Source organism: Hoyosella sp. YIM 151337, assembly GCF_026041215.1.
GTDB lineage: Bacteria > Actinomycetota > Actinomycetes > Mycobacteriales > Mycobacteriaceae > Hoyosella.
On the sequence record NZ_JAPEIQ010000013.1, the window covers coordinates 1 to 25,520 of the forward strand.

Here is a 25,520-nt window from a genome sequence, read left to right on the forward strand (position 1 = left end):
AGCGCCGCAGTGTCGTGCGGGTGATCCCGGCTTGCCGGGAGAGTTCGAGTTCGCTGCAGCGGGTCAGCATCGCCTGTTGCAGCGCGTGTCAGAAGGCGGATGAGGCTGCGTCTGTCATCACGTGCGATCTGTTCCCCGGCACTGAGGTGCGCGAGCACGCTGGGCGCACGGTGGTCGCTGCCCGCGCGGGCCAGACCAGCAATGGTGGAAAACATCTGCCCATGCAGCGGGCGGTAGAAGTCGGAGTCTTCCAGCGTCCTGGCGGCAGTAGCCGCGTCACGCACCGGCTATGGAAGACCAATCCGATCACGCACGCTCAACAAGCGACCTGCAGCAACCACCCATACAGGCGCAGTTCGCAACACCGCAGGTAATGCCCCAAGGGCTGCCGGGGAGAGGGGTTATCAGAACCTGCCGTATTCGCATGCCATGCGAATAACCCGTTTGTTACCTGACATAATGTAGATTATCGGCTGTAGACATAGTCGCAGATCCGGCACGAATTCATCGCTGTGATGGCCCTGCTCACTCATTCGTTGACTTGCCCACTTTAGTTGTCGCACGGATGCAGCTACGGCCTCTAACTTGGTTGCGTGACTGCCACGCTAAACGAACCCTGGATTCAGCCGAACCGCGTCCAGTCGGTTGCGTGCGGATTACGGCACCCGGCTGCGGCTCGGACAAATACCGTTCTACTTCCTGATCCTCCAACGCCCCGTGACCCACCCACAAAACGTCACTGTGACGTTTTGGACTTCAGTTAGACCTGCGGCCGTCACTTGGCCGGTGGCGCGGAGGTCATTGCTTTCCCATCAGATCGCTTCCAGCCGGGCGGGAACATACTTGTGCCACGGGGTTCCAGCGAACTCGTCGCGCAGTTCGGCTGTGGTGAGTTCGTTCGGCGCGACACCCGCGCTCACAGCGCCTTCTTCATCAGGGAAATCGACACCGAGGCCGTTGGGCAATGCGATGTTTCCGCGCTGCATCATGTTGCTGATCTCGACGAGGACCTTGGCGGATCCGCCACGGGTAACCAAGCGAGCATGGTCACCGTCTGAAACCCCGAGCGCAGCAGCATCTTCCGCGTTCACGCGCAGGGTGCCGTCGCGATCTCTGCGACGCCAGTCAGGGTTGCGGATGATCGTATTTGCAGTAAACGAGCGGCGTTCACCGGCAGCCAGAATCAGCGGAAACTCATCAGTGGTCCACGAGGATCGCGCGGTGGCGAGGTTACGGGTTTGCTCAAGCAAGTCGTCGATGACAATGGTGAACCGCCGGTCCTTTCGGGTGACGTAGTTCCAGACTGTATCCCAGGTGTCAGCGGTGAACACCACGCCCGTGTCGGACTCAAGTATCTTGTCAAACAGGGCATTTCCCGGTGCGAGCCCTGCCCCTGTGAAGCCCGCACGGCTGACGGCGTCAGGGTTGGCCGCCGCGCACATCTGGGCGGCGCCCCACAGCACAGCCGCCCCACGCATGTGTGCGGGCAACGTTTCCCCAAGAGTTTCGTACAGGATGTACGGCGCGAGCTTGGCGAGCTGCGGCTGGGCCACGGTGAGTGCCATAAACGTGGCACCAAAGGTGTCACGACCAGTGTGTGCCGCGGTCCGGAGATTGGTGAGTGTCGCGTCGTCAACCACGTTCATGCGCCGCAGAATCCGGGCATAAATTTCGGGTTCAGCTAGCGTCCCTGGCAGCGGTTCGAACACCGGTTTACGCAGGTGAAATACATTGTGCGGGAATTCGAAGTTAAAGAAGGTCGCCTCTGGTTTCTCGAACTGACTGGCGGCGGGCAGGACATAGTCCGCGTGGCGGGCGGTTTCGGTGAACGCCACATCCACGACGACAGTAAGATCTAGCGCGCGCATTGTCGCTCGGAACCGTTTTGAGTCAGGGAGTGAATGAGCGGGGTTCGTGCTGTCGAGCCACATGGCCCGAAACCTCTTTGGGTGGTCAGTCAGAATTTCCTCAGCAATAGAGTTACAGGGAATGAGTCCACCGATGATTCGCGCACCAGTGACCGGTGTTCGCCGGGCCCCGCCACTTGAATTGCTGACTTGCGGCGGTCCCCCAACGAGCGGCGCTAGTGTTTCGAGGAGGGCCCGCGCACTTGGTTCGACCATGCGCCTGAGCCCCGGGGCCCGAGCTGCGGCTGGAATCAGATTCGCAGCGGCCGTCGCACCTGTACGCATGGCTGTGCTGAGGGCGCGTTTCTGTGCGCGCTGCAGTGGGGTCAGAGTTCGTCTCTGCCCGCCTCCTGCCCCACCTCCGGCGAGTGGAACGAAACTCGAGTGCAGGAACATCGTCCCGGGCCGCCCGAAATTGCCGGTCAGAATCCACAGCATCTTGTTTAGGTAGGACACCAATGTGCTGTTAGGTGCCTGCTGAGTGCCCAGATCTTCGTACACGCACACGCTGCGTGCGGTTCCTATCCGCCGGGCCGCCAACCGGATCTTCTCTTCAGGCACACCACAAATTTCAGCGAAGCCAGGGATGTCGACACCCTCGAAAACCGTTCGGACCTGGTCAAACCCAGTGGTGTGTTCGGCTATGAACTGCTGGTCGACGAGGTTCTCCTGCACAAGTACGGCAACCATGGCGGCAATTAACCATGCGTCGCACCCCGGTTTGACCTGCAAGTGGTGGTCGGCGAGAGCGGCGGTTTCGCTCACTCGGGGATCGACGACGACCATCGACTTTTCTGGGTCTTTCGCCACAGCTTTCAGCAGCGGCCGGGCTCGAGGGAAGCTATGTGACTGCCATGGGTTTTTGCCGATGAACACCAGGACTTCAGCGTTCTCAAAGTCGCCCTTCGTGTGGCCGCCGTACAGCTTGCCGTCGACCCACATCTCGCCTGTCTTCTCCTGGGCGAGAGCGTTCGAGTAGAACCTGCTGCCCAGCGCTGCTCGCAGCGCGACAGCATTCGCTGAACCCAGGTGGTTGCCCTGCCCGCCACCGCCATAGAAGAAGATGGTTTCCCCGCCGTGCTGGTCGCGGATCCCCATTAGCTTGGCAGTAATTTCGTCGAGAGCAGTGTCCCAGTCGATTTCGGTGTACGTGCCGTCCGCCTGCCGTTTCATCGGACTGCTGATGCGGTGCGGACCGTTTTGATACAAGTCGAGGCGCATTGCCTTCTCGCAGGTGTACCCCGCTGAGGCAGGGTGCGCCTTGTCACCGCGAATCTTCGCGATTCTGCTGCCCTCGATGTCCAGCGTGAGACCGCAGTTGCACTCACACAGCACACATGCCGAGTTCTTCGTCGTTACAACGTTGGGGTGCATGGCGCTCCTCGACAGCGTGACAATTGGTAGCCAGACCGGGCATTAGTACTTTTTATGACAGATAGCATACCCCATGGAGACGGGTGTCGAATGCAGGGCAAATCTGCCTGCTGGCTGGTCACCCGAATGTCCACCGATGAAGACCACCCGCCCGCGCGGTCTAAAGGAATGACGATGGCGGCAAACAAGAGGCGTCACCATGAAACTGACGACAACCACGCACCTGTCGCTTGATGGAGTCATGCAGGGCTGCGGCGGGCCGGATGAAGACCGAAGCGGCGGATTTGAACGTGGCGGCTGGATCACGCCGTTCTTCGATGCGCAGGGCGGCACATTCATCGTCGAGACATACCAACGCGCGGAAGCGTTTCTGTTCGGGCGGCGAACGTATGAACTCTTCGCCGGCTACTGGGGAACAATGACAGACCGGAACAACCCCATCGCAGCCGCCTTGAACACGCGTCCAAAGTACGTCACGTCACGCACGCTCACTGCTCCCCAATGGGACGGGACGACCGTTATCAGCAGTGACGTCGCAGCCACGATCCGCAAGCTGAAGGCACAGCCCGGACGGGAGCTACAGGTGCACGGCAGCGGCGAACTCATCCGATGGCTGATCCACGAGGATCTTGTCGACGAGATCAACCTTCTCCTCTTCCCCGTTATTGTCGGCCAAGGCCGTCGCCTATTTGCCAGCGACGGCCCGGACGTCGCTCTCCATTTGCTGAAATCCCAAACCACCCCCGCAGGCGTCACAATCCAGACGTACCGGCCAGCCGGGCGCCCTCGGTACGCGACCGCCGGAGCCGAATCTTAGCGCCCAAACCAGCATCATCTGCGGCCCACCGGCGCCATGTAGTCAGTCACGAATTCGCGGTGCCACCACGCGCCGGTTCGTTTGCGCTCCGCGGGGCTGGTGAATCGATAGACATACATTCGGGCCCGCACCCATCGGGGCGGCGTATCGGGGAACGGATTGTGCCTGAGTAGTTTCAGCGTTGCAGAGTCATTCTCGGCGAGTTTGCGCGCGAGACGCGGCAGCCATGTCTGGGCGTACCCCGGCGAGACCGCCGCGAACCACATCAGCCAGTCGAGACGCAAGTGATAGGGCGCAAACTGGCGTGGCCGCCGGTGCGGGTCACCCGGCTTTCCCTTGAATTCATACTCATGCCATTCGGCGATATCAGTCGGCAGCTCCGCAGAGGTGCCTTCGAGGATCACTTCGTAGCGTGTGCGCGTCACCCGGCCGAACGCGCCATATGTGTTAACCAGGTGCAACTTGTCGAAGCTGTAGTTCATCAGTTGCTGCCGCGAGAATAGGTTGCGTGCTGGCCGGTAGCTCAGCGCAACAACAAGGACGGTTACCCCGACGACAAGGAAGGCTTGCCATCCGGGAACCGGTTCTGCTGCGGGCGGATCGAGCGGTAATACGATCGCCCACCACGAGCCGTCGATGACCGAAAGCGCCAGCACAATCGTCAGGACATTGAGCCACGCGAAGTTACCACTCATCACCAGCCAGGATTGCGTGATGATGATGATAAGCGCCGCGATTGATGCCACTGGCTGCGGCGCGAAAAGAAAAAACGGAACGACCAGCTGTGCAAAGTGATTGCCAGCTACTTCGATTCTGTGCAGCGGCTTCGGGAGGTGGTGAAAATACCAGCTCAGCGGATTAGGCATCGGCTGTGTCTCGTGGTGGTAGTAGAGGCACGTGAAGTCACGCCAACAGCGGTCCCCATGCAGTTTGATCATGCCCGCGCCAAATTCAAGGCGGAAAAGAACCCAGCGCAGCAGGAACAGCACTAGTACTGACGGCTCCGCGGGCCCCGCACCGATGAATATCGCGAGGAAGCCCACTTCAAGAAGCAAGGACTCCCAGCCGAATCCGTACCACGCCTGCCCAACATTCACGATCGACAGGTACAGGATCCACAACAGCGCCCACAGCGCCATCGAAGCCCACAGCGGAATCACGTCGCCGACACCTAACACTGCGGCGCCAGCGAGCGCTGCACCGCACCCGGCGACGACTGCGAAGAAGCGATCTGAGTAGTAGAGATGGAAGATGCTTGGCGCCTGCCGCCAACTCCGCTGCTCCAAATAGCGCGGTATCGGCGTGAGACCCCGGGAGCCGATCAGTGCGCGAAACTGATTAAGCGCGACGAGGAACGCAACGAGATACACCAGGCCGAGCCCACGCTGGAACATCCAGCGGCTCAGCCAGTATCCAGACTCTCCGAACCACTCCATGCCGCACCTCGGTGACTCAGCTCAGCCTACAACGCTGCGCCACCCACGTCGCGGACTTCATTCAGTGACGTAGCGCAAAAGCACCGCGGTGTTGAAATGCCTGGTCTCGGCGAGTCGAAGACGAATGGAATTATCGATGACAGGGAACATCGCGGTGCCGCCCCCGAGCACAACAGGTGAGACGAAAATGTGGTACTCATCGACGAGTCCATGCGGTATCAGCGAGGCCGCGAGATTAGCCCCGCCAACCTCCATGACGCCATCGCCGCCCGCTTTGAGTCTGCGGACCTCCTCCACTGCGTTCTCGCTGACGAGAGTGCTGTTCCAGTGGACCTCAGTCAGTGTCCTGGAGAAGACGACCTTGGGCTTCGCCAGCCAAAGGTCCGCGAAGTCGCGCTCGATGATGGACGCGTCGCCAGGCACGTGCGGCCAGTACTCCGCCATCAGCTCGTACAGCCGACGGCCATGCAGCGAAATCTCGACGTCGCGGAACCGGTCGTTGTGAAACTGGTGCAATTCGTCGTCCGGGTGAGTCCAGTCGATGTTGCCGTTGCGGTCGTTGATGTAGCCGTCCACGGACGTTGTGAACCCATAGATCAGTTTCCTCATGACCAGTTAGACCTCCGCCGCTTTCGAGACTCATCGGAGCCACGGTTTACCCGTGCAGACGCTGGTACGCGTCGGCCGCTCCAGGATGCATCGGTACAGGCCGAGTGCCGATAAGTGCACGGATGTCGAGGAACTGCGTTCCAAGTGCGTGTTCGGGAATCAATTCACGTGCCTTGTCGACGAGCACCCGCGCGAGTTGGCCTGCCAGCGCATCGGAAAGATCGCTGCGCGTCAGCAGTAAGTTCGCGACGCCGACTGTGTCGACGCGCGTGCCGGGCAACCGGACGTGGTCGTACAGGCCCGGGTGGCTGCGCTGGAGCTCCGGGATGACGGGACCGAGCGACAAGTAACGAACGCCCGCGGTATGCAGCGCTGGAGTGGGAAACCCGCTGCCCCAAATCACAGCGTCAATCTGCTGCTGCTGCAGCGCAGCGATCGATTCGGAGAGCGGCATCGTCAGCGCTGCCACGCCGTCTGTCATTCCCGCCGCATCGAGCAGTCGCACGCTGGTCACTGCGGCGACTCCAGAGCCGGGAGCCCCGAGCACTATCCGCGCCCCACGAAGGTCCTCGAGTACGGAGAAGTCGGAGTCGTCGCGTACCGCCAGCTGGATGTAGTTTTCATATACTCGTCCGATCGCCACAAGTGTCCCCGCCGCAGCGTCCTCGCCGATTGCGTCCGCATGACTGAGCGCGAGCTCAGCATCACCAGCGAGGAGGAGCCGGATATTTGAGCGCGAACCATCGGTGACTAGAGGGTCGATTCGCAACGTTGAACCCGCTGTTGCCGCGGCTAATAGCTGCGCGAATTGAATGTACGTGCCAGCAGCCTCCCCCGCCGCGAAACGCAGTGTCACCGTACCGCTGTCGCCGGAACATCCGGTGCCGCCCGCCGCGAGGACAGCACCGAACATCAGCAGGAATTTTCTTCTCGTCAGCATGGTCAGCCACCGCTCTCGGCGCGCGCAGCAGCTACCGTGCCCACTTCGAGCGTCACGCAGAGCCCATGCGGCTCGGCGGCCTCAACGTGGAGCTTCGCAGAATATGCCTCTGCGAGTGCGTGGGCGATCGAAAGCCCGAGCCCCGTGCCGGTTTGGCCCTGACCTTCAGCGCGGTAAAACCGCTCGGTCAGTCGCCCAAGCTCACTTTCAGGCACGCCCGGACCGTCGTCAGCAACGGCGATTTCACACGTGTTGTGATCTGACCGGACAGACAGCGTCACCGTTGCGCCCGTTCCGGCGTAGTGTTGCGCATTGCTCAGTGCCGCGTCAAGAATTTGTTCGAGTGCCGATTCTTCGATCATCGCTCTGATGCGCTGCGCACCGAATTCGGTGCGGAGAGTCATCTCTGCGGCCTTAAACGCCGCGCCCCACGCGTCAGCCCGTTCCGCGGCGACAAACACTGCGTCGCAATACGCAGCGGAATCGGTTCCCGCGGCAGCGCTCTCGAACTGGTGTGGCACTTCGGCGGTGGCGAGCTTGAGCATGCCGTCGAGAATTGCCCCGAGGCGTTCTGCCTCCGCACCCGCCCGGTCGAGCGATGATTGGGAGCCAGTTGGCAGCTCATATGCCAAGGCGTCGAGCCGTAAAGTCAGTGCAGCCAGCGGGTTTCGGAGCTTGTGCGCGGTATCTTCGATTAGCTTCCGCTGCGCGCTCGCTGAGCTGAGGACCGCGTGTGCCATGGCGTCAAAGGACCGTGCGAGGTGCCGTATCTCCGGCGGCCCCGAATAGTGAGCGGTGAGCGGCGCTGGCGCTTCGGGGGTCGGCAATGTTCGCGTGAGGAAACTGACACCGGCCGCGAGAGAGTCCAGGGGACGCAGGACCCAGCGCGTCAAAGTGTGGGCTAGCACATAGACGACACCCAGTGCGACAGCCGAACTCAGCGCAATCAGTATCCAGGTGCGCGTGATGTCCGCCTTTGCGCGCACGGTTGTCACTTCGAGGAGAACGACCCCTTCCGAATGCACGCCCGTCCCGATAGGCCTGGCAAGCAAGAGCGTGTCCTCGCTCCATGGTGTAAGCCGTGCAGGAGTATCCAATTGTTCGTTACGACGGCCGGAGTCGATGGCGCCGCGCACCATCGGGTCAGCAGCCTCCAAACCGGTAGAAAGGACAACAGTCCCCGCAGAATCCGCTATCAGAACCGGCTCCCGAAAGAGTTCGTAATAGTCGTCGATCTCACCGCGCAGAAAGTCCGCGTCTCCCGTGATGAACTCCGGGTAAGCGAGGGTCGCGAACCAATCAAGTACGGCTGTCCGGCTCAGCATGAGGTCACGCGTCCGCGCGTCAGAAGCGGCGAAAGCCAGCGGTATCGCGAAGGAAAGCACCGCTACAGCTGCGAAGGCGAGCAGCGCGGCCAGCACACGGGCGCGCATTCACGTCCCCCACCGGTAACCGAACCCGCGAATCGTCGAAATGAGTCCCGGACGGTTCAGCTTTGACCGCAATCCGTTCATATGCACGTCGAGGGTGCGTGAGATCGCGACGTATGCGTCGCCCCAAATCTCATCCATCAGTTGCTGGCGGCTGATGGCCTCGCCAGGCCGAGCCGCAAGGGCGGCAAGCAGTTCGAACTCCTTGGAAGTCAGCGGCACTGTTTCACCGGCCACGGTCGCCGTGCGGGCGGTGAGTTCGACTCGGACGTCACCGGCAACGACGACATCTGGGGGTTGTTCGTCGGCTGGTCGCCGCCTCCGGGTCACAACCTCGAGGCGCGCGACGAGTTCGTTGAGGCGCGGCGGCTTCACCAGGTAATCGTCGGCTCCTGTTCGAAGGCCGCGCACGACTGAGCGTTCGTCATCGCGGGCAGTCAGGATTATTACGGGAATGTCGCTGACCGCGCGGAGTTGCCGCAGTATGACAAGACCGTCAGTATCGGGCAGACCCAGGTCGAGAAGTACGGCATCGAACCCGCGATGATGCAGCAGCAACTCGTCGCCGCGACGCATCCGCTCAGGAGTGTGCGCACGCGCGCGCAGTGCGTCTACGAGTGCATCACCGACACCATCATCGTCTTCAACAACCGCGACTCGCACCTGTCTTCCTCTTTCCCTGCCCGCGCTAGCGGCACCGGCAGATCTACGTTACAGAACCAGCCACGTGCCCGAACCCATTCGTCTTAAGGGAATGTAAGGCCTCGCCGCAGAGTGTGGCCTGGCGCATAGCGAGTGAGTGAAGGTGGTGTGTATCACCAGAACAGATTCCAGTCCAAGGAGCGCAAGTGAGTGTAACCACGATGCCGCGAGGGACAACGAATGCGCCGTCCTCCCCTATCACCCGTGAACGGATTGGGCTGCTGCTGGGGCCCGCGCTGTTCGCGATCGCCTACTTTATCCCGGCCCTCACTGGCCTCGACGACGCCCCCAGGGCAGTCCTCGCTGTGACGTTGTGGGTGGCGACCTGGTGGATAACGGAAGCCCTGCCGATCCCGGCAACGTCGCTCATGCCGATCTTTCTGCTGCCCGTTTTCGGTGGCGCAGACCAGACAACCGCGGCGACCGCCTACGCACATCCGATCGTGTTCATGTACATGGGCGGATTCACCATCGCGATTGCGATCCAGAAGTGGAACCTGCACAAACGCATCGCCATGGCAATCATCACGATGGTCGGCAGCGGTGGGCAGCGCATCATCCTGGGCGTCATCCTGGCAACTGCGTTCCTGTCGATGTGGATTTCCAACGCGGCCACCGCATTGATGATGCTGCCGATCGCGCTAGCACTGATCGCGGAACTTCGTGATAAGCGGATCTATGACGAAGAGACGTTGCGGCGCTTCGCTAAGGGCTTGTTGCTGTCGGTTGCGTACGCAGCATCCATTGGCGGCCTCGCAACGTTGATCGGTTCAGTTCCGAATGCGGTATTCGCGGCAGTAGCGGAGCAAAATCTCGGTACCACCGTGTCGTTCGCGCAGTGGTTCTTCTTCGCGGCGCCGCTTACCGCTGTGATGCTCACGTTCCTGTACTTCTACCTCACCCGCATTCAGTTCCGTGTGGCGTCGCGAACCAGTGTGTCGAGCGACTTTGCGCGCGAGCAGCTGAAAAAGCTCGGACGTATGTCGTACGAAGAGAAGGCGGTGCTTGCGGTCTTCACTGCGGTCGGCGCGCTATGGATCAGCAGCGGATTTCTGCCTGAAGCCCTCCGGCTGTCCGACACGTCGATTGCGATCATCGGGGCCGTGAGTATGTTCTTGCTGCCCGCGAAGCAGGAGAAAGGCGGCCTGCTCGTCTGGGACGATATGAAGCAGTTGCCGTGGGGTTTGCTCCTGTTGTTCGGTGGCGGACTCTCGCTGGCTGCGGCATTCGAATCGTCGGGCCTGACGACGTGGTTCGGCGAGCTGCTCGGGGGGCTGGCATCGCTGCCATTCGTGCTGATCATTGCCGCGCTGAGCGTCATCGTGCTTTTCATGACCGAGATCATGTCGAATACGGCGGTATCGAACATGCTGATACCCATCAGCATCGGGCTCGCCCTCGGCATCGGTGTCGATCCCTACTCGATCATGGCTGTCGTCGCACTTTCCGCGAGCTGCGCGTTCATGCTGCCAATCTCGACCCCACCGAACGCCGCCGTCTTTGCCTCCGACTACATCACGATCAGCGACATGGTTAAGGCCGGGTTCTGGGTGAACATGTTCGCGATCCTCGTCATCAACGGATTCGTTCTGCTGTGGCAGCCACTAGTGATGAGCGCGGGCTAGTTCGCGACGGCACGAAAGGCAGACTCACCTGCGCGTCGCTTCGGACCGGAGCGACGCGCAGGTGCTGACACCGCACACAGAACAGTGACGCAACCTTCGCGAATAGTTTGTACAGTTGGCCAGAGCTGACAGCCACGGGTGCGCTGGCGGGGACGATCGGCGGCGCCTAGTCTGCGGCCGTTTCCCCTGGCGATTCGGCAGAGCAGTCGTCCGCCACGGTGATGACGATCTTGCCCTGGGCCCGGCCGGAGCGACTGCGGCGGTAGGCGTCCTCAGTGTCGGCGAACGCGAACTGGCTGTCTATTACAGGAGTGAGTTCGCCCGCCTCAATCATCGAATTGATCGTTTCGAGGTCACGTCTCACGGGACGGACGAGGACCCCTTTCACGCGCGGATTACGGCTGGTCCGCAACGCGAGTACCGACTTGGCATTGCCGCCCGTGGAAACGAAGTACCCGTGCGGTTTCAGCAGGGGCGCGCAAGACTGCGGTGTCTCGTAAGACGTCACATCGAAGACCAAGTCGAATTGTCCAGCGTCGCGACGGTAATCCCCCGCGGTGTAGTCGATGACCGCGTCCGCACCGAGTTCATGCACGCGCTGGCGGTTCCGCGAGCTGCACACGCCAGTGACATGACAGCCCATAGCCTTTGCGATCTGGACAGCGAGGGTCCCGACCCCGCCGGACGCGCCGATGATGAGCACCTCGCTCCCTGACTGCGCCTTACCGATGTGCAGGCCCTGCAGCGCTGTCAGCGCAGCGAGTGGGAGCGATGCAGCGGTGGCAAAATCCAGGCCATGCGGCATGTGCGCAACGCAGCGTTGGTCGATGACGGCCTTCTCCGCCAGGGACGCGGTGCGTGGCCGCATGTCCATGCCATAAACCTTGTCCCCCACCGTGAAGTCAGTGACGCTCGACCCGGTGGCGATTACTTCACCTGCGAGATCGTCACCAAAGAGGGGCGGTAGGAGCTTTGTCAACAGAGGTGTCGCGAGCATCGCGGCTGTGCGGTTGAGTTTCCAGTCTTTGGGGTTCACTGACGAAGCCTTCACCTTGACCAGGACGTCGTTCGGTCCCGGTTTCGGCGGCTTGCTCGTGCCGACTACCAAGCGGGTGCCAGGACCCAAACCCGCCGTTTTGATTGCCTTCACTGCATACCTCCGTCAGCGCCTCGTGCCAGCAGGCGAAAGCGATCTCGGTATGAGCTGGTGACGCATACCTGCCGCCGGGGCAGAGTCATACCGTGCTGTCAAGCAATCCTAGAACGGCCAGCCAAGCTCGCCGTTCCGGGCTTGCCGTCCAGTGCTGCCTGGCGCGTGAGCGCAATGCTGACCGGACACCGAGCGTTGTGGCTGCCCCAGCCCTCTTCTGCGGCCTGCAGGCAGATAACCACACTCACCGATACCGGCCGATGACATTCTTCCCCTTCAGACGTCTGCACTTATGACGGGTGAGGTACGTTCGAAAAAGGAGTTGATCGCCATGGGCAAAGTGAGGCACGCCGAAGTAAGCAGCGCAAGCAGCGATACCGGTCCCATCGGCGCAGCTGAGGTCGAATTCATTACAGCCGCGCGGTCCAGTGACACGGCACAGTTCGCCCTGCTCACTGAACAATATCGGCGCGAGCTGCAAGTGCATTGCTACCGGATGCTCGCGTCATACGAAGACGCTCAGGACATGACGCAGGAAACGTTCCTGCGTGCATGGGACCGCCGCGAAACCTTCCAGGGCAGAGCCGCGCTACGCACGTGGCTGTATCGCATCGCCACGAACTGTTGCCTGGATTTCCTGGAGAAACGCCGCGATCGCACACCAGTGCCTGCAGAGCTGCCCGAGGCAGGATCGGAAGTCCGCTATCTCCGGCCGTACCCCGATTCAGCCCTGCCCGACGACCCGCAAGAAACAACGGTCGCGCGCGAAACAATCGAGCTTGCATTCATTGTGGCAGTACAGCACCTCCCGCCGCGCCAGCGCGCAGTACTCATCCTGCGTGACATCTTGGGCTGGTCGGCACGTCAGGCTGCAGACGCACTGGAACTCACAGTTGCGTCATGCAACAGTGCCCTGCAGCGCGCCCGGTCGGGAATGCGCGAACAGCTGCCAGATGGACGTCTGGACTGGCGCGCCGCGTCGACGAAACAGTTAACGCCGGACGAGCGTGTATTGGTCGATGCCTACATGGCCGCCCACGAACATTTCGACTCAGACAAGCTCGCATCGTTGCTACGGGAGGATTTGCGCTTCGCAATGCCGCCTCAGCCTGGTGTGTGGGTTGGCCGCGGTGCCACCGTTGCGGCATGGATCGAGGGCGGACTTGGTACCCCGGAGTACTCGGATTGGCGCTGCGTGGCGACGACGGTCAACAAGCAGCCTGCCGTTGCTATGTACCTGCGCAAACCGGGCGATACCGTGCACCGCGCTTTCGCTGTGGACGTCCTGCGAGTCACTGACGGTCTCGTCGCAGAGATCATAACGTTCGATGAGACGGTCTTTGGGGTGCTTGGGCTGAGCGAGGTTGTGGATGGCTGAGCAGGAAGGTCCAGAGTCTCGGCGTGTCAGTCTGCTTGCCCTGAGTTCACGCAACACGGCAGCGCAATGATGTATCAGACGAAGTTTTGCAGGACTTCACTCACACGTGATTACTTCACTGGACCGGAATATGATCTGAAGACTTGGACGATTGCCTTGGAAAACCCCAATCGATTCACTTATACAGCCAGCCTGTGCCTCAAACAGTTTCCTGATCTGAAGAAATACTTGGACGAAAATCTATCACTCCGAGTGCCCCTGACAACGTTCGCCGATGCAAAACTAGCACCGCGCGAAAAGGTGCGGTGGGCTAGCCTTCTTGAAGAGAGCTAAGCCGCCCCATCTTTTCGAAACTGTTTGCAGTCAGTAGGCAGCGAAGGGTTCCGCTACGCTCGGTTAAGCGGCCGCGGAGCTCGGCGCATGCCACCGCCCGACCGCACTCGTATGGCCGGTAAGCGGAACTCCGATCTGCGTACCGGTGTCCAGATCCCACACCCGCACCGTCTTATCTAGGCTGCCGGTGACCGCGACCGGTCGGCCACCAGCCACCGAAATGAAGATGCAAAGGTACCGGCAAAAATTCCGTACATCTAATCGCGGCCAGCTCAGCAAATGCACAGGTCAAGCGCGCAGTCTAGCGTTAGTGGCCAAAGACAACACTTAGGCATTCTGCCTACGCGGCCGCGATGAATCAGTCACGCAAATGCGGGGCAGATCGGATCGTCACAATGACGCAAACTTATACCCCCGTATGTGGCAGCGATGATCGCTGTCGGCTGCGGATGAAGCCGCCCGGCGCACAAGCAGGTGCCGTGGATGGCGTTTGGTGGCCGCATACAGACGACCTCACGCTGGAGATTCCCCTGCTTCAGGAGTTCTGCCGCACCCTTGGGCGGATCGACCGAGTTGCGTACTCGCTCTTCGAATGGGCCTCTGCACCAGCCGCTGTCGTGCATAATGATCACCGCATTAAACTCGACGGGTACCGCTTCCACACGCGCCACACACTGCACGTGCGGTACGTGAACGGCACCGCGCTACGTCTGCTCATCCTCCCGCCGCAGTCTGCGCCGGATGCGGCAGCTGCGGCACTGTCCGTTGCGGCGCAACCTCGTGACGAAACGTCCGTGGCCGACCTTTTGAACCCACATTCAGCTGCCCTCGCTGGCTACCTCGCACGCCGTGCAGCCGAGCAGAACTGGGAATACGAAGGAGGGCACACCTACGAAACCGATGCGGCCCAGCCCGCGATGAGGAAATGGTATGACAAGCGCACATGAAACACCCGCCCGCACTCCTCGAGAGTTCGGTGTCGGTCACATGCCCAAAAGCACCGAAAGCCAGCCTTTCAGGAAACCAAGCCGGACGCCACGCTTACAAATGCAGGCCGGTGATCGCACCAGCGGACAGTGGCGTCCCTTCACGACTAACCTCGTCGTGGAGCTGCACGATCTGATAGCTGCGCTCTCCCAGTTCTACGGACCCATCGAACGTGTCGTGTTCGACTGGAGTGACCACGACATTGGGCAGCGAGCTATCGGCAATCTCGACGATGTCGCAGTCGATGGGCCGGAGCCAGACCAGCCAGCAAACACGATGTACCTCTACTCAACAACAGGCCTCCGGATCCAGTTAACGGTAGAACCACCAATCAGCACCCGATGAAGACGCCGTAACCCAATGGCATGAAGCCTGCGCCACAGCGATCGCATGCTCCGGGGCACCGCGCGCTCTGGCCTGGACACATCTGCTGATGGGTCAACACCGGCACGGTCGGCGATCGCGATGCGCGCCAGAAGATGGGGTTCCGGTAGTAATCGCGCGAAAAACAACACATATGCCCGGACCAGCAGTAATGGCGGAGTATTTCGGGTCCGGGCGGGTTACGTGCGTGGGGCGGATGCCGCTGATGAAGGTGGATGGTGGAAGCAGTTTCGGCTGTTTGCCCTTGAGTCGGCCTTTCGCGCGGGCCTTTGCCATGCCCTCGCGGGTGCGCAGGTGATTCAAGTTGGCCTCGAATTCGGCGACCATCAGTTCAATCGACGGTGCGTCATCCTCACCTCCGGAGCCTTGAACAATCCGGCCCCCACGATTCACATCTCCGCCCCGGCATCCTGGCGACGGTCCACCTCGTCGAACTCATCGCCGAAACCAGCAGCGAACCTGTCCTTCGGCAGCACGATCTCCTCGCGCGGCTCCGGCATCCCGCCTTCCCTCGCCAGTGCTCCGTCCCGGATAACACGCCACCCCCGGCATGGCGCGGCGACGCGAACACCTCACCGCCCATGACTGGATCGACGTGCGGCAGTAACTCAATAACCTCGTCATCCCGCGACGTCCCCATGACCGCAACCTTTCGACCTGGAACCAATTCTCCTTCACATCTACGGTCGTTACCGATGCCCACGGTCATCGCCTCATTTCGATGACAGATTGCCCTGCGCGCTGCCTGACTACGCTAGTGGTTACACCCCGCCGCAGGCGTTTGCAGCCGCGCAACTCCAGTGCCAGATGGATCGGGGGCTCTTGTTTGTAGGTCGGACGGGCCTCGTGCGGTAATCTCATCGCCCGGCAGTTCAAGAAAACGACTCACATTTGTGGTCTTGAAACTTGAACTGATTCGGGATGGTGCCCTACGCTGTGTATAGCCGACGATCGGAGTGATGATGGCGATTCTTCAGCCGCGCCGCCGCGAGGAACTGCACCAGCGTCTCGCGTCGATGAACCTCGAGCTCTGGTGTTTCGAGAACGCGCTCGCCAGCGGTGCGGCGGAAGCTTCCTCCTACTCCCCCGGCGCACCGACGGTCGCGCCCGAGCTTGGCCGCTGGCTGCGGACCGTCGAGGAACTGCACAACGGGCTCGTCGCCCTGCAGCGTGGCTGGGAGCGCTCAGATCCAATGAATCAGCCCACCTGGATAAACCCCGCGATGCACACTGCGATCGTGGTTAGCAGCGGCGATGAAAACACGGGTCAGGTTACGTTCAGCGATCCGAGTAACCGCAACCCGAAAGGGCGGTCGTTCGGGGCCCTGGTCGCGGCTAACGAGCAGGCTTCGTTCTTCGACGCGGTCACAGAATCCGGTGAGATGGTCGATATCAACGAGACTTGGGTATTCCTCTACGACGCTCGCGAGGGCTTCGTTTACTCGGAGTTGTCCCTGCCGACCGTTATGCCCGAGGCCTACATCGAGAACTGGCGCGAGCGCATCCTCCTGCCGCGATTCGACGGTGGCGCTAACAGATTCGACGGCTCGGCCGACGATGACCCGACCCAGGACTTCAGCTTCACTATCCAGCGCCGCTGATGCAGCACGACATATCTAATCCACGATGACTCAACTGTTCCTATCGTCGCGCCTGCCGATGGCGCGTAGCCTGCGCGGACTGACCGCGGCGGCACTCGCCAAGTCCGCCAATGTCACGCCCGAGTGGCTGTCTAAGGTCGAACGCAACCGCACAACGCCGAGTGACGAGCTTGTAGGCCGACTCGCTAGAGCGCTCGACTTCCCAGTCGAGTTCTTCTACCGCGATCCGATCAAGCTTCCCTCGACCGAAGCCTTTCATTTCCGGGCCTCGTCCAAGCTTGCGCAGAAAGACGAGACTGCGGCGCGCTCCTTCGCCTCCCTAGCTGCCGAGCTGTCGGAGTGGATGGACCGGGCCTACAAGCTCCCTATACCGGGCATCCCCGAGATTCAGGAACTCGCCGGAGCGGAGGTTGACGCCGGCCCTGAAATCGCCGCTGAAGCGCTGCGGAGCTACTGGGGTCTAGGAACGGCGCCGATCAGCAACATGATGACGTTGCTGGAATCGAAGGGCGCAAGGATCTTCTCCGTAAGCGGCACTTACCAGGCGATCGATGCATTCTCCTTCCGGTACAACGGCAGCGCCATCATCTTCCTTAACCCCTCGAAGTCAGCTGAGCGGCTCCGCTTCGACCTGGCGCACGAGTTGGGACATCTACTAATGCACGGTGGGAGCCTCTATGAGAGCGAAAGCAAGCTCCGTGAACGACAGGCGAACGAATTTGCCTCCGCATTCCTGATGCCCAGGGCCGGCCTGCTCGGCTCACTCCACGGGAACGTCTCGCTGGATGACCTACCAAGGTTGCGGGAACTCTGGAAGGTCAGTGCGATGGCGATCACAGTGCGCCTGCACCAGCTCGGGGTGATCTCGGATTGGACCTATCGGCTCATGTGCCAGGAACTCTCCAAGCGCGGCTTCCGGAGAGGCGAACCCGGATCAACTTTGATCCCGGAGCTCTCCAGCTTGTGGGCCCAAATCCTCGCCGACCTGCGTGAACAAGGACTAGGCTTCCCCTACATCGCCAACCTTATCGAAGTACGCGCGGCCGACGTTCGCTCACTCCTAGTTGGGCTCGTCCCGATGGCGATCAGCGGAGGCGCGACACGGTCGAGCCGAAGCTCTGGCGACCTGCGGCTCGTCAGCAGCTAGTCCCCTATACCGCTTTCAGATGGTTTCTCAAAGAGACTGGACTGGCGCGGCACTTTATTTCTTGTTGGGAATAAGGCTGACTCTGATGCGGGTTTCGCCTGGCTGATGTGCCCTGGCGCATAAGTTCTCAGCGTCCTAATGTTGGCTGACTGGAAGATCCAGTGATGACTTTCCGAAGTTGGATCTTGCTCCAGCCGATATCCATGCCGTTCAACCATAGCGTGACATGGGCACCGATCGGGCGTTAGTGCTGGTCCGGGAGCGTGGATTGCGTGGCAATGAGGTCGAGGATTTCCCGCTGGATCAGGACAGGGATGTCCATGCCTTCAATGTTCTGGTGCGTAAGCCATTCGAGGCATTCGGTTGATGTCCAGTTGTCGACCGTCACGTATTGTGAGAGAGCGATTGTTGCTGTGCGGGACATGCCAAGTGACATCAGAACCACCTCGCTCGGTCTGGAAACACCGAGTTCGAGAAGCATCGTGATGTCTTGGCTGGGACCGACGTCGTGAACACCGCGCTCAGAGGCATAGGCGGCGAGCACATCTGAGTAACATGACAAATACTTCGGTGCCTGGAACCGGGCGACCGTCTCAATATCGGCCATGACGTCTCTGATGGCCCTCGCGATGGAAGTCTTTCCGGTGGCACGCTGCTCGATCAGGCGCGCTAGTGGCATCCCCTTCATCCAGTTGACGACCAGATTAGCGATTTGCCATTTGCGTTTGTCTGGTCCGCCGGTCTTCGGCGGAAACCCGAACGCCGTGGTCATCGTCTGGCCGATTAGAACGAGCGCGTCTTGATATCGCTGTCGGGCGTCTTGCTCCTCCGGAAGGGGTAGTGAGAGTTCGTGGGGATCTTGGTCAGTGGCTCGAAAACGCTCGAGCAGGCGTTGCATCGCAATTGGCGAGATGCCGGCATGCCGCGGAATGAGATTGTGTGGAAACTGGGCGTGATCGATGGCGTTGATGAGGGCATGCTGGACTTCTGCCCGTTCCGAGTGGACCGCTATACGGTCCAGATGAATGGTTATGTCTCGACCGCAAGCGTATTGAGCGGCCAGGTATGAGAAAAGATTTTCGGAGCCAGTATCCGACCCCACGGCGAAGTCACTGCGTATGTAAGCGATAAGCGGAGCCACGTCACTGAGACCATGGTGTGTAGCAAGCCTTAAGTTAGATCGACGTCTGATAGCTGGAAGGTTAGGCCATAGGTTTTCGTCGTCCGTATCGATGCACACAATGTTGCCCTGGAATTCCTTGCCCCACCGGCCAGCGCGCCCCGCGAGGTTCCAGAAGTCGGCTTCGGATAGAGGCCGTCCACGGCCTTTCTGCGGATTGCGCATAAAAATCGTGCGGCAGGGAAGGTTGACGCCCTCTAGCAACGTGGAGGTACAGACGAGGAACTCAATCTTGCCGTCACCGAAGAGACGTTCGATCTCAGACCTGATGGCGAGAGGCATGTTGCCGTAGTGGAACGCGACGCGCTTCGCGAGGGCGTCGGCCAAGCTGTATTTCGGGTGGACTGCGGTTCGCACCAGTTCTTGAAGATTCCGGACTTCCTCATCATTCATCACATTGGGACGGAGGTCAGAAATGTTCTTCGCGACTTTCTCAGCCTCGTCGGCGCCATTGATGTAAACGATGTTGCCGCCGCTGTCACCACCGAGTGCGTGAGCGACGTACGCGATCCTCATTGGGATCCGTGTCGCGCGCTGTTGCAGCTCGAAGCTAGCGACTTCGTGGGCCTGGCCATCTTGCACCAGAGAGACGACTCTCTTCGCGGGCGCTCGGTACACTCCCTCGACTCGGATAAGGTTCTGGTTGACCGTCACGGCTTCGGATGTAATAGCCTGCGACCGGGCTGAGTCCGGCTTGTCGCTTAGGAGGATGGCGGGGTTAGCGCTGAGCGGGCTAGCAAAAATGACTCTTAGTGCAGGCCGATCCTCGACGGCACGGTCAAGGACGTGTTGGAGCAGCACACCTCTCTCGGCGTTACCGAGCCCTTGCGCTTCGTCAACAAACAAAAGGTCAATTTCGAACGGATGGCGTGCCTGCTGGATGAGATGGAGCCGTTCCTGCGTTAGAACGAGGACACGTCGGTGGGTCTTGTCTAGATCGGGGTCCCACGGCATCACAAAGACACCGGTCCCTGCGGGCACCGCTTCGCGGAAGTCTGCTGAAACCTCTTCTACCAGTGCGCGAGTGGGTACAAGGTACACGGCCGTGTATCGGTTGTGCTGCCTGATCTGCTCCAGAAACCATTCGCGCACGATCCGTGACTTTCCGGCGGATGTAGGCGCAGAGACACTCACCCAGTCGAAGTCCTCGGCATGCTTCCACAGCTCACTCTGGAAGGAGTTGACCGTGAGGTCCACACCGGTCGAAAGCGGAATCGATAGCTGAAGGCGCTTTCGGATCGTCTCCATTCGCAGCAAAGGAGGAAGCTGCTTCCAGATACCCGCCTGGACAAGATTGCGTGATTCCGCGAGCTCTACGGAACGATGGTTGCCAACTCGATCAAGGATGGCGGTTGCCGCGCTCTTGTGTGCCGCATCGGCATCGTCGCTTGCGAGACAGGCCGCTGCGACTCTGAGCACAGTGTTCTGCGCACGCTCGGTAGGGGTGGAGGAAAGAGCACTGGCGCATAGCAGTGCATAGTTCCAGTCAATCACGGTGGGCTCGTGGTGCATCGTGATCATTGGGAATTCCGCGTGGAGCGACTGTAAACGTATCGAGTGGACGATGTCTCGGAACTTCTGTGACTCGAACACGATCTGTGAGAGGTCAGTCACGAGACACCCAGCTTCTTTCGGACCATCTTTCGGAGCGCATCGACGTCCGGGAACGGGATGCAAAACACATCGATACTTACTTCGAGCAGTGTGTTTTTCTTAAGCCTGTCAAAGATGGCCTTGTGCCACCGTTCAGTGGCCTGAGCGATTTTGGTCGATTCCTCGTCGGCGAGCGTCTTCAGGTTGGGGTAGCTCGAGTAGTCGAAGCCGACGAGGCAGACGCCGTTCCAACGAACCTGGAGAGCCTTAGGATTCGTCTCGTCGAAGTATTGGAGAAGATGGGCGGCAAGGTCGCCCTGCTGAACGTTCAGGTTGTCGCGCACCAGCAAGAGATCCCGGCGGCGGGTATCGCCGTCAGCACCGAGGAATGGCCCGATGCTATCGAAGCAGTCTGTAAACGCAGCTGAACTTGACTGATATAGCTTTGATTCGCCCCAGTAGAGGTCCAGTACGCCATCGTCAGCAAGCTTGGCATGGACCCCATCGGAACCATGTACATGGACGTTGCTATTGGTTTTCAGTGACATCTTCGCCAAGAGTTGAGGCAGTTTGAGCGCTTGTTCCATGAGTAGGAACAGGAGTAGTTCGCCTCCTTCGCCGGTGCCGTCTCCATCGACAAAGAGTTCTCTTGCTTGTTGTTCAAGGCGGGAGAACTGACTGGTCGAACCGGTTTCTTGGAGGTGTTTTAGTGCTTGTTTGACACGGGATCGTGGGATGCAGAAGTCCACGGCGGCGCGCGCCATGGCAGTGCCAAGCAATTCGACTGCCGGATTGCCATTCGCGTCTGTGGCAAGGAAGTGTGTACGCACCGTCGCGGTTGATCCTTCGAGGTGCACGGGGACGTCATACGCAGTCAGCAGGTGCAGAAACTCGTTCGGGTCTCCCCGAACCAGGCTCTCCAGCATGTCCGCGAACGAATCGTTCACAACTCCGGTGTCGCTCATTCACACGCTCCGTCACTCAGCGGCATAACCATCACTCCACATTGCGGCGTTCGCTTCTGCTGGATCTGGTGTCGCTCTGTCGTGTCCGATCCCGTCGGCGGCCGCGTGCATGTAGGCGATGAGGAGATCTACCGGCTGCTGGCCGACAGAACTGGCCGCTGGCGCCATATGTTGTCTCCACATCTGATAGATCCGGGTGCTACCAGTCGGTGCGATAGAGTAGGCCACTTCGCAGTATCGACCCACATGTGGGTCCCGTTCCGCGCGCTCTCCGTGTTCGACCCCGTCACGAACCGACATTCCGGCCGACTCCGACGTCGGCCGACCATGCGGAACAGCGCTGCGAGTAGTGTCGTACATGACATCTTCAGTTGCCTGCACAACCAGCGAGCCACGCCGATGCTTGTCGTTAGCGCGTGAAGAATGAGTCCCTGTTGCCATCAGCAACGATCAGCCCGCCGGTACCCCCAACGACCGCTGGTGCCTACTCAGCCTAGCGAGGATTGCAGGTGGTGAATAGCCAGCTTGGCATGTCGACGGTGTGCACGGTGCAAGCACGGGGAGGACAGCGGCCGGATTCCGAAATGCCGCAGTTGCTTCTTGCCGGATGGTCCGGCTAGCTGTACTGACGCACAGACTTTTCGCGACGGCGTGGTGGGTCGATATGACGAAGACCGCCGGATAAAGGGCAAATTGCCGAGCATTCACGTAACCACGGCGGAACTCTCCGTATTCACCGGAATGCGCATTCTCTTGGAAGATTGTGGCTAGCGTGCTGCACCGTGGACGACGATTAACATTTCAACGAATCGGCGGCTGTCCACTGGGCACAGCGATTCGACCTTCTCACGTGCTCACGACGCCGAATGCGTAAGGGCGCGGTGGCGTACCGGATGCACGACTGCCCCTCGTCAGTCGTGCTTTGCTATTTAGCCCGCCCGAGGTGCCGGTAGATCGTGGCCCGCCCGACACCGAGCTCGGCTGCGATCTGCGCGACGGTGTATTTGCGCTTCCCGTCCTCGCTGAGTTCGTTGTACATGTCGCGGGCCAGTTGGACCTGCCGAGGCCGCAGCTTGGGTTTCTGGCCACCGACTCTGCCCCGTGCTCGTGCTGCGGCGAGACCAACCATCGTCCTCTCCCGCATCAGTGACAGCTCGAATTCACTGATCGCGCCGATGATCTGAAAGAACATTCGCCCCAACGCGTTTGACGCGTCGATGCCCTGTTCGATTACCACCAGATCGACTCCGCGTTGCTCAAGCTGCTTTGACAGCTCGATCAGGTGCCCGAGGGAACGGCCGAGCCTGTCCAGCCGCGTGATGACTAGCTTGTCCCCCGCCCGGTTCGCTGACAATAATGCCTTCTCCAGTCCGGGTCTCGCGGTGAGCTTGTCCGAGGCGTGGTCGGTGAATACCTCGTCGCATCCGGCCGCGCGCAGCGCATCGATCTATCCGTCGAGGTTCTGGTCGGCGTGGACACCCGCGCGTAGCCGATCTTCATGGCGCTCCCCGGTTTCGTCGCGTCGCCGTCATTCGTAGTGTGTCAGAGACGGGGTTCGCGAGACATTGAATCGGACACGGAATGTGAGACACCTCTGTGCTCGCGAAACAGGTTTCCGCGCCGGTGTCTCACAAATGATCGTTGGCAAGACGTAGGACGGCGTTTGCCTGAACGTTTCAATTGAACTGCCGACTCGCAACGTGCATGTGCAAGTCGCGGGCCCGTTTGACCGAGGAAGCCCGCGCTCAGGTGGCCGACTGAGTGGATATGATCTTGGACGCCAGCCGGTGCGTTAGGACGTCAAGGTGTGGCTGACGGTGTCACTTGCTTGTTTTGCTGCAGACGGACGGTTTCGGCATATCTCATGCACGAATCGCATCTCGTCAGTAGGTCGTGTTTGCAGTTAATGACGTGCTCAAGGAATCGTTCGGCATCCTCGAGTTGCGCTCGTTGTGTTCGGATCCGGTGAAGTTGCCGCTCGATCGCGCCCGTTCGCCCGGGTTCCCCGCGCTGCAGCACCTGCCGGATCTCCGGCAGGCTCATGCCGACGTCCTGGCAAGCCTGCAAGATCCGTAGGCGATGGAGGTGCTCGTCGGTATATTCACGGTGGCCTGACGGTGCGCGGTCGGGCACGACGACCCCTACATCGTCCCAGTGCCTCAGCACATGCACCGCCACACCGATACGGTGAGCGGCCTCTCTGATCTTCATGAACCCATTATGGCCCTTGACCTCAGGTCGACCTGAGGTTCTAGCGTCATCGCATGAATACGCCAGCGCAGTTGCCGGATCCTGTCCACATCTCCCTCGATGGGGCAAGCGTCGCGACATACGTACTCACGCCCCGCCGCAGCGCTCCGCTGGGCGACGTGGTGTTCTGCCATGGCACACCGTGGTCGTCCCAAGTGTGGGCAGCGGCCGCACACCACTTAAGCAGCCGCTATCGGGTGCACCTGTGGGACATGCCCGGCTACGGTCGATCAACGAAGGATCCGTCAGTACCAATTGATCTCGCCGCCCAGATGTCACGATTCGCGCAGCTACTCACGCAGTGGCGCTTGGAGAGTCCATACGTCATCGCACACGACATAGGAGGAGCCGTGGCGCTCGGCGCTCACCTGCTACATGACAGCGAGTACGCGGGCTTGTTCCTTTGGGACGCCGTGACACTCGATCCCTGGGGTTCACCGTTCTTCCGCCTGGTTGCCGAACATGCCAGCGTGTTCGCGGAACTCCCCCACGCGCTCCATACGGCGCTGGTCAAGGAGTATATCTCCGGCGCGGCACACCGCCAGTTGTCACGTGATTGGGTCGACGCGCTGAGTCAGCCGTGGCTGGGGACGCAGGGTCAGCCGGCCTTCTACCGCCAGATCGCTGCACTGCGGCCCGAACACACTCAGCCGGTCGTGCAGCGCCTGCAGCAGGTGAGATGCGAAGTGGCCATCGGCTGGGGTGAGCAAGACCCGTGGATTCCTGTCAGCCAGGCAGCTCAACTGCAAGACCGGCTCCCCGGGAATCCACCCGCCATCACCCTGGACGGGGTTGGGCACCTTGCGCCCGTCGAAACGCCATTGCGTGTCTCCCGCGCTCTGAGCGACTGGCTCGCCGCTACTGCTGTCCGGGGTAAAGAGCGGTGACCACTCGCCGGATCCCCTCCCGTCAGCGGTCTCGAACTAACCGGGGACCCCTTCCCCACGGTTGAGGAACTCGTCGATCCCCCTCCGGACTCCCGCGGTGGGCACGGTCGTAGCGAACCATGCGGCCTCGACACCGAGTCCTTCATCGATGGGCAGGTTGATGCCGCGGGTAACTGCTGCGAGGCAGGCATGTACCGCCGTGGGGGCGTGCCGCTCGACGCGGATAGCCAGATCGGACGCGGCTTTCAGCACTTCCGAGGCGGGCACTACGTGGTTGACCAAGCCGATCTCGTACGCACGGCGGGCACCGATGGGGTCACCGGTCAGGATCATCTCGAGCGCGCGTTTGCGGCCGATGTGGCGCGGTAACCGTTGGGATCCGCCGAACGGGGGCGGAAATCCGAGTGATACTTCCGGTTTGGCAAAGGTGGCATGTTCGGCCGCCACTGCCAGATGAGCGGCCTCGACAATCTCGCAACCACCGCCGTAGGCCAGGCCGTTGACCGCGGCGATGACTGGCTTGGGGAACTGTTCGATTCGTTTGGTCAGGCCTTGGCCGCGGAACACGATGTCTTGCAACGCACGTGGAATTCCCGATCCGATGGTTTCTGCCAAGCAAGAGATGTCCGCTCCCGCGCTGAATGCACGGTCACCGGCTCCGGTGATGATGACTGACCGGATCGAATCGTCGGTTGATGCGGTATCGAGCCACGCAGACAGCTCATCGATAGTGCTGTAGTCGAGTGCGTTGAGCTTTTCGGTCCGGTCAATGGCGACAATAGCCGTGGTTTCGGCCAGCTTGACGTCGATGGTCACGCGGCTGTC

21 protein-coding genes and 2 pseudogenes are annotated in these 25,520 nt (G+C 60.7%); 8 read left to right on the forward strand and 15 right to left on the reverse strand.

Annotated features, from left to right (window positions below; genetic code table 11):
- Together ONR57_RS06105 and ONR57_RS06110 are read right to left on the reverse strand one after the other, a co-directional pair.
- Positions 1 to 284, reverse strand: a pseudogene (locus tag ONR57_RS06105) (hypothetical protein); the annotation flags it as partial.
- Positions 285 to 812: 528 nt separating this feature from the next.
- Positions 813 to 3,281 (reverse strand): molybdopterin-dependent oxidoreductase, encoded by a 2,469-nt coding sequence (locus tag ONR57_RS06110; RefSeq protein ID WP_265122194.1) that lies wholly within the window; start codon positions 3,279 to 3,281, stop codon positions 813 to 815.
- 199 nt (positions 3,282 to 3,480) lie between these two features.
- Between ONR57_RS06110 and ONR57_RS06115 the strand changes: the two genes are divergently transcribed.
- Positions 3,481 to 4,098 (forward strand): dihydrofolate reductase family protein, encoded by a 618-nt coding sequence (locus ONR57_RS06115; RefSeq protein ID WP_265122196.1) that lies wholly within the window; start codon positions 3,481 to 3,483, stop codon positions 4,096 to 4,098.
- A gap of 14 nt (positions 4,099 to 4,112) precedes the next feature.
- On the opposite strand, the gene ONR57_RS06120 is transcribed toward ONR57_RS06115, so the two are convergent.
- The 5 genes from ONR57_RS06120 to ONR57_RS06140 are packed head-to-tail and all read right to left on the reverse strand — an operon-like array spanning position 4,113 to position 9,176.
- A complete protein-coding gene (locus tag ONR57_RS06120) occupies positions 4,113 to 5,534 on the reverse strand; it encodes a lipase maturation factor family protein (protein ID WP_265122198.1) in 1,422 nt (473 codons plus the stop codon).
- 57 nt (positions 5,535 to 5,591) lie between these two features.
- On the reverse strand, positions 5,592 to 6,143 hold the full coding sequence (locus ONR57_RS06125) for a dihydrofolate reductase family protein (protein WP_265122199.1): 552 nt from the start codon (positions 6,141 to 6,143) through the stop codon (positions 5,592 to 5,594).
- A 46-nt stretch (positions 6,144 to 6,189) separates the two neighbouring features.
- Positions 6,190 to 7,083, reverse strand: a complete 894-nt coding sequence (locus ONR57_RS06130) for a TAXI family TRAP transporter solute-binding subunit (protein WP_265122201.1) — start codon at positions 7,081 to 7,083, stop codon at positions 6,190 to 6,192.
- A gap of 2 nt (positions 7,084 to 7,085) precedes the next feature.
- Entirely contained in the window at positions 7,086 to 8,516 is a 1,431-nt protein-coding gene (locus ONR57_RS06135; protein ID WP_265122203.1) for a HAMP domain-containing sensor histidine kinase, read from the reverse strand.
- Complete coding sequence (locus tag ONR57_RS06140; protein ID WP_265122206.1) at positions 8,517 to 9,176, reverse strand: response regulator transcription factor; 660 nt, start codon at positions 9,174 to 9,176, stop codon at positions 8,517 to 8,519. It lies immediately after the preceding gene.
- Between the two features lie 185 nt (positions 9,177 to 9,361).
- On the opposite strand from ONR57_RS06140, the gene ONR57_RS06145 reads away from it, so the two are divergent.
- On the forward strand, positions 9,362 to 10,840 hold the full coding sequence (locus tag ONR57_RS06145) for a DASS family sodium-coupled anion symporter (protein WP_265122208.1): 1,479 nt from the start codon (positions 9,362 to 9,364) through the stop codon (positions 10,838 to 10,840).
- Positions 10,841 to 11,006: 166 nt separating this feature from the next.
- Here the strand turns inward: ONR57_RS06145 and ONR57_RS06150 are convergent, their stop codons facing one another.
- Positions 11,007 to 11,990, reverse strand: a complete 984-nt coding sequence (locus ONR57_RS06150) for an NAD(P)-dependent alcohol dehydrogenase (RefSeq protein ID WP_265122210.1) — start codon at positions 11,988 to 11,990, stop codon at positions 11,007 to 11,009.
- 331 nt (positions 11,991 to 12,321) lie between these two features.
- On the opposite strand from ONR57_RS06150, the gene ONR57_RS06155 reads away from it, so the two are divergent.
- The 3 genes from ONR57_RS06155 (at position 12,322) to ONR57_RS06165 (ending at position 15,033) form a co-directional block, all read left to right on the forward strand.
- Positions 12,322 to 13,368: an RNA polymerase subunit sigma-70 gene (locus tag ONR57_RS06155; protein ID WP_265122212.1), complete on the forward strand. Its 1,047-nt coding sequence runs from the start codon at positions 12,322 to 12,324 to the stop codon at positions 13,366 to 13,368.
- 728 nt (positions 13,369 to 14,096) lie between these two features.
- Positions 14,097 to 14,648 (forward strand): DUF5994 family protein, encoded by a 552-nt coding sequence (locus tag ONR57_RS06160; protein ID WP_265122213.1) that lies wholly within the window; start codon positions 14,097 to 14,099, stop codon positions 14,646 to 14,648.
- Positions 14,632 to 15,033 (forward strand): DUF5994 family protein, encoded by a 402-nt coding sequence (locus ONR57_RS06165; protein ID WP_265122214.1) that lies wholly within the window; start codon positions 14,632 to 14,634, stop codon positions 15,031 to 15,033. The genes ONR57_RS06160 and ONR57_RS06165 overlap by 17 nt, the downstream gene beginning before the upstream one ends.
- A gap of 264 nt (positions 15,034 to 15,297) precedes the next feature.
- Here ONR57_RS06165 and ONR57_RS06170 read toward each other — a convergent pair.
- Positions 15,298 to 15,399 (reverse strand): annotated as a pseudogene (locus tag ONR57_RS06170) (resolvase); the annotation flags it as partial.
- A gap of 632 nt (positions 15,400 to 16,031) precedes the next feature.
- On the opposite strand from ONR57_RS06170, the gene ONR57_RS06175 reads away from it, so the two are divergent.
- Both ONR57_RS06175 and ONR57_RS06180 read left to right on the forward strand, forming a co-directional pair.
- The gene (locus ONR57_RS06175) at positions 16,032 to 16,673 is read left to right on the forward strand and encodes a hypothetical protein (protein WP_265122215.1); all 642 of its coding nucleotides are present in this window, start codon (positions 16,032 to 16,034) and stop codon (positions 16,671 to 16,673) included.
- 25 nt (positions 16,674 to 16,698) lie between these two features.
- Complete coding sequence (locus ONR57_RS06180) at positions 16,699 to 17,820, forward strand: ImmA/IrrE family metallo-endopeptidase (RefSeq protein WP_265122216.1); 1,122 nt, start codon at positions 16,699 to 16,701, stop codon at positions 17,818 to 17,820.
- 244 nt (positions 17,821 to 18,064) lie between these two features.
- On the opposite strand, the gene ONR57_RS06185 is transcribed toward ONR57_RS06180, so the two are convergent.
- The 5 genes from ONR57_RS06185 to ONR57_RS06205 form a co-directional block, all read right to left on the reverse strand.
- Positions 18,065 to 20,614, reverse strand: coding sequence for a DEAD/DEAH box helicase (locus tag ONR57_RS06185; protein WP_265122217.1), 2,550 nt, complete (start codon positions 20,612 to 20,614; stop codon positions 18,065 to 18,067).
- Positions 20,611 to 21,558: a DUF1837 domain-containing protein gene (locus ONR57_RS06190; protein ID WP_265122218.1), complete on the reverse strand. Its 948-nt coding sequence runs from the start codon at positions 21,556 to 21,558 to the stop codon at positions 20,611 to 20,613. Before ONR57_RS06190 ends, ONR57_RS06185 begins: the two co-directional genes overlap by 4 nt.
- Positions 21,559 to 21,570: 12 nt before the next feature.
- Positions 21,571 to 21,726, reverse strand: coding sequence for a hypothetical protein (locus ONR57_RS06195; RefSeq protein ID WP_265122219.1), 156 nt, complete (start codon positions 21,724 to 21,726; stop codon positions 21,571 to 21,573).
- A 757-nt stretch (positions 21,727 to 22,483) separates the two neighbouring features.
- A complete protein-coding gene (locus ONR57_RS06200; protein ID WP_308198668.1) occupies positions 22,484 to 23,005 on the reverse strand; it encodes a recombinase family protein in 522 nt (173 codons plus the stop codon).
- A gap of 353 nt (positions 23,006 to 23,358) precedes the next feature.
- Positions 23,359 to 23,769 carry a MerR family transcriptional regulator gene (locus ONR57_RS06205; protein WP_265122220.1) on the reverse strand — a complete coding sequence of 137 codons (411 nt, stop codon included), beginning with the start codon at positions 23,767 to 23,769 and terminating at the stop codon, positions 23,359 to 23,361.
- A gap of 53 nt (positions 23,770 to 23,822) precedes the next feature.
- Between ONR57_RS06205 and ONR57_RS06210 the strand changes: the two genes are divergently transcribed.
- On the forward strand, positions 23,823 to 24,695 hold the full coding sequence (locus ONR57_RS06210; RefSeq protein ID WP_265122221.1) for an alpha/beta fold hydrolase: 873 nt from the start codon (positions 23,823 to 23,825) through the stop codon (positions 24,693 to 24,695).
- 36 nt (positions 24,696 to 24,731) lie between these two features.
- On the opposite strand, the gene ONR57_RS06215 is transcribed toward ONR57_RS06210, so the two are convergent.
- On the reverse strand, positions 24,732 to 25,511 hold the full coding sequence (locus tag ONR57_RS06215; protein WP_265122222.1) for an enoyl-CoA hydratase-related protein: 780 nt from the start codon (positions 25,509 to 25,511) through the stop codon (positions 24,732 to 24,734).
- Between the last annotated feature and the right edge of the window lie 9 nt (positions 25,512 to 25,520).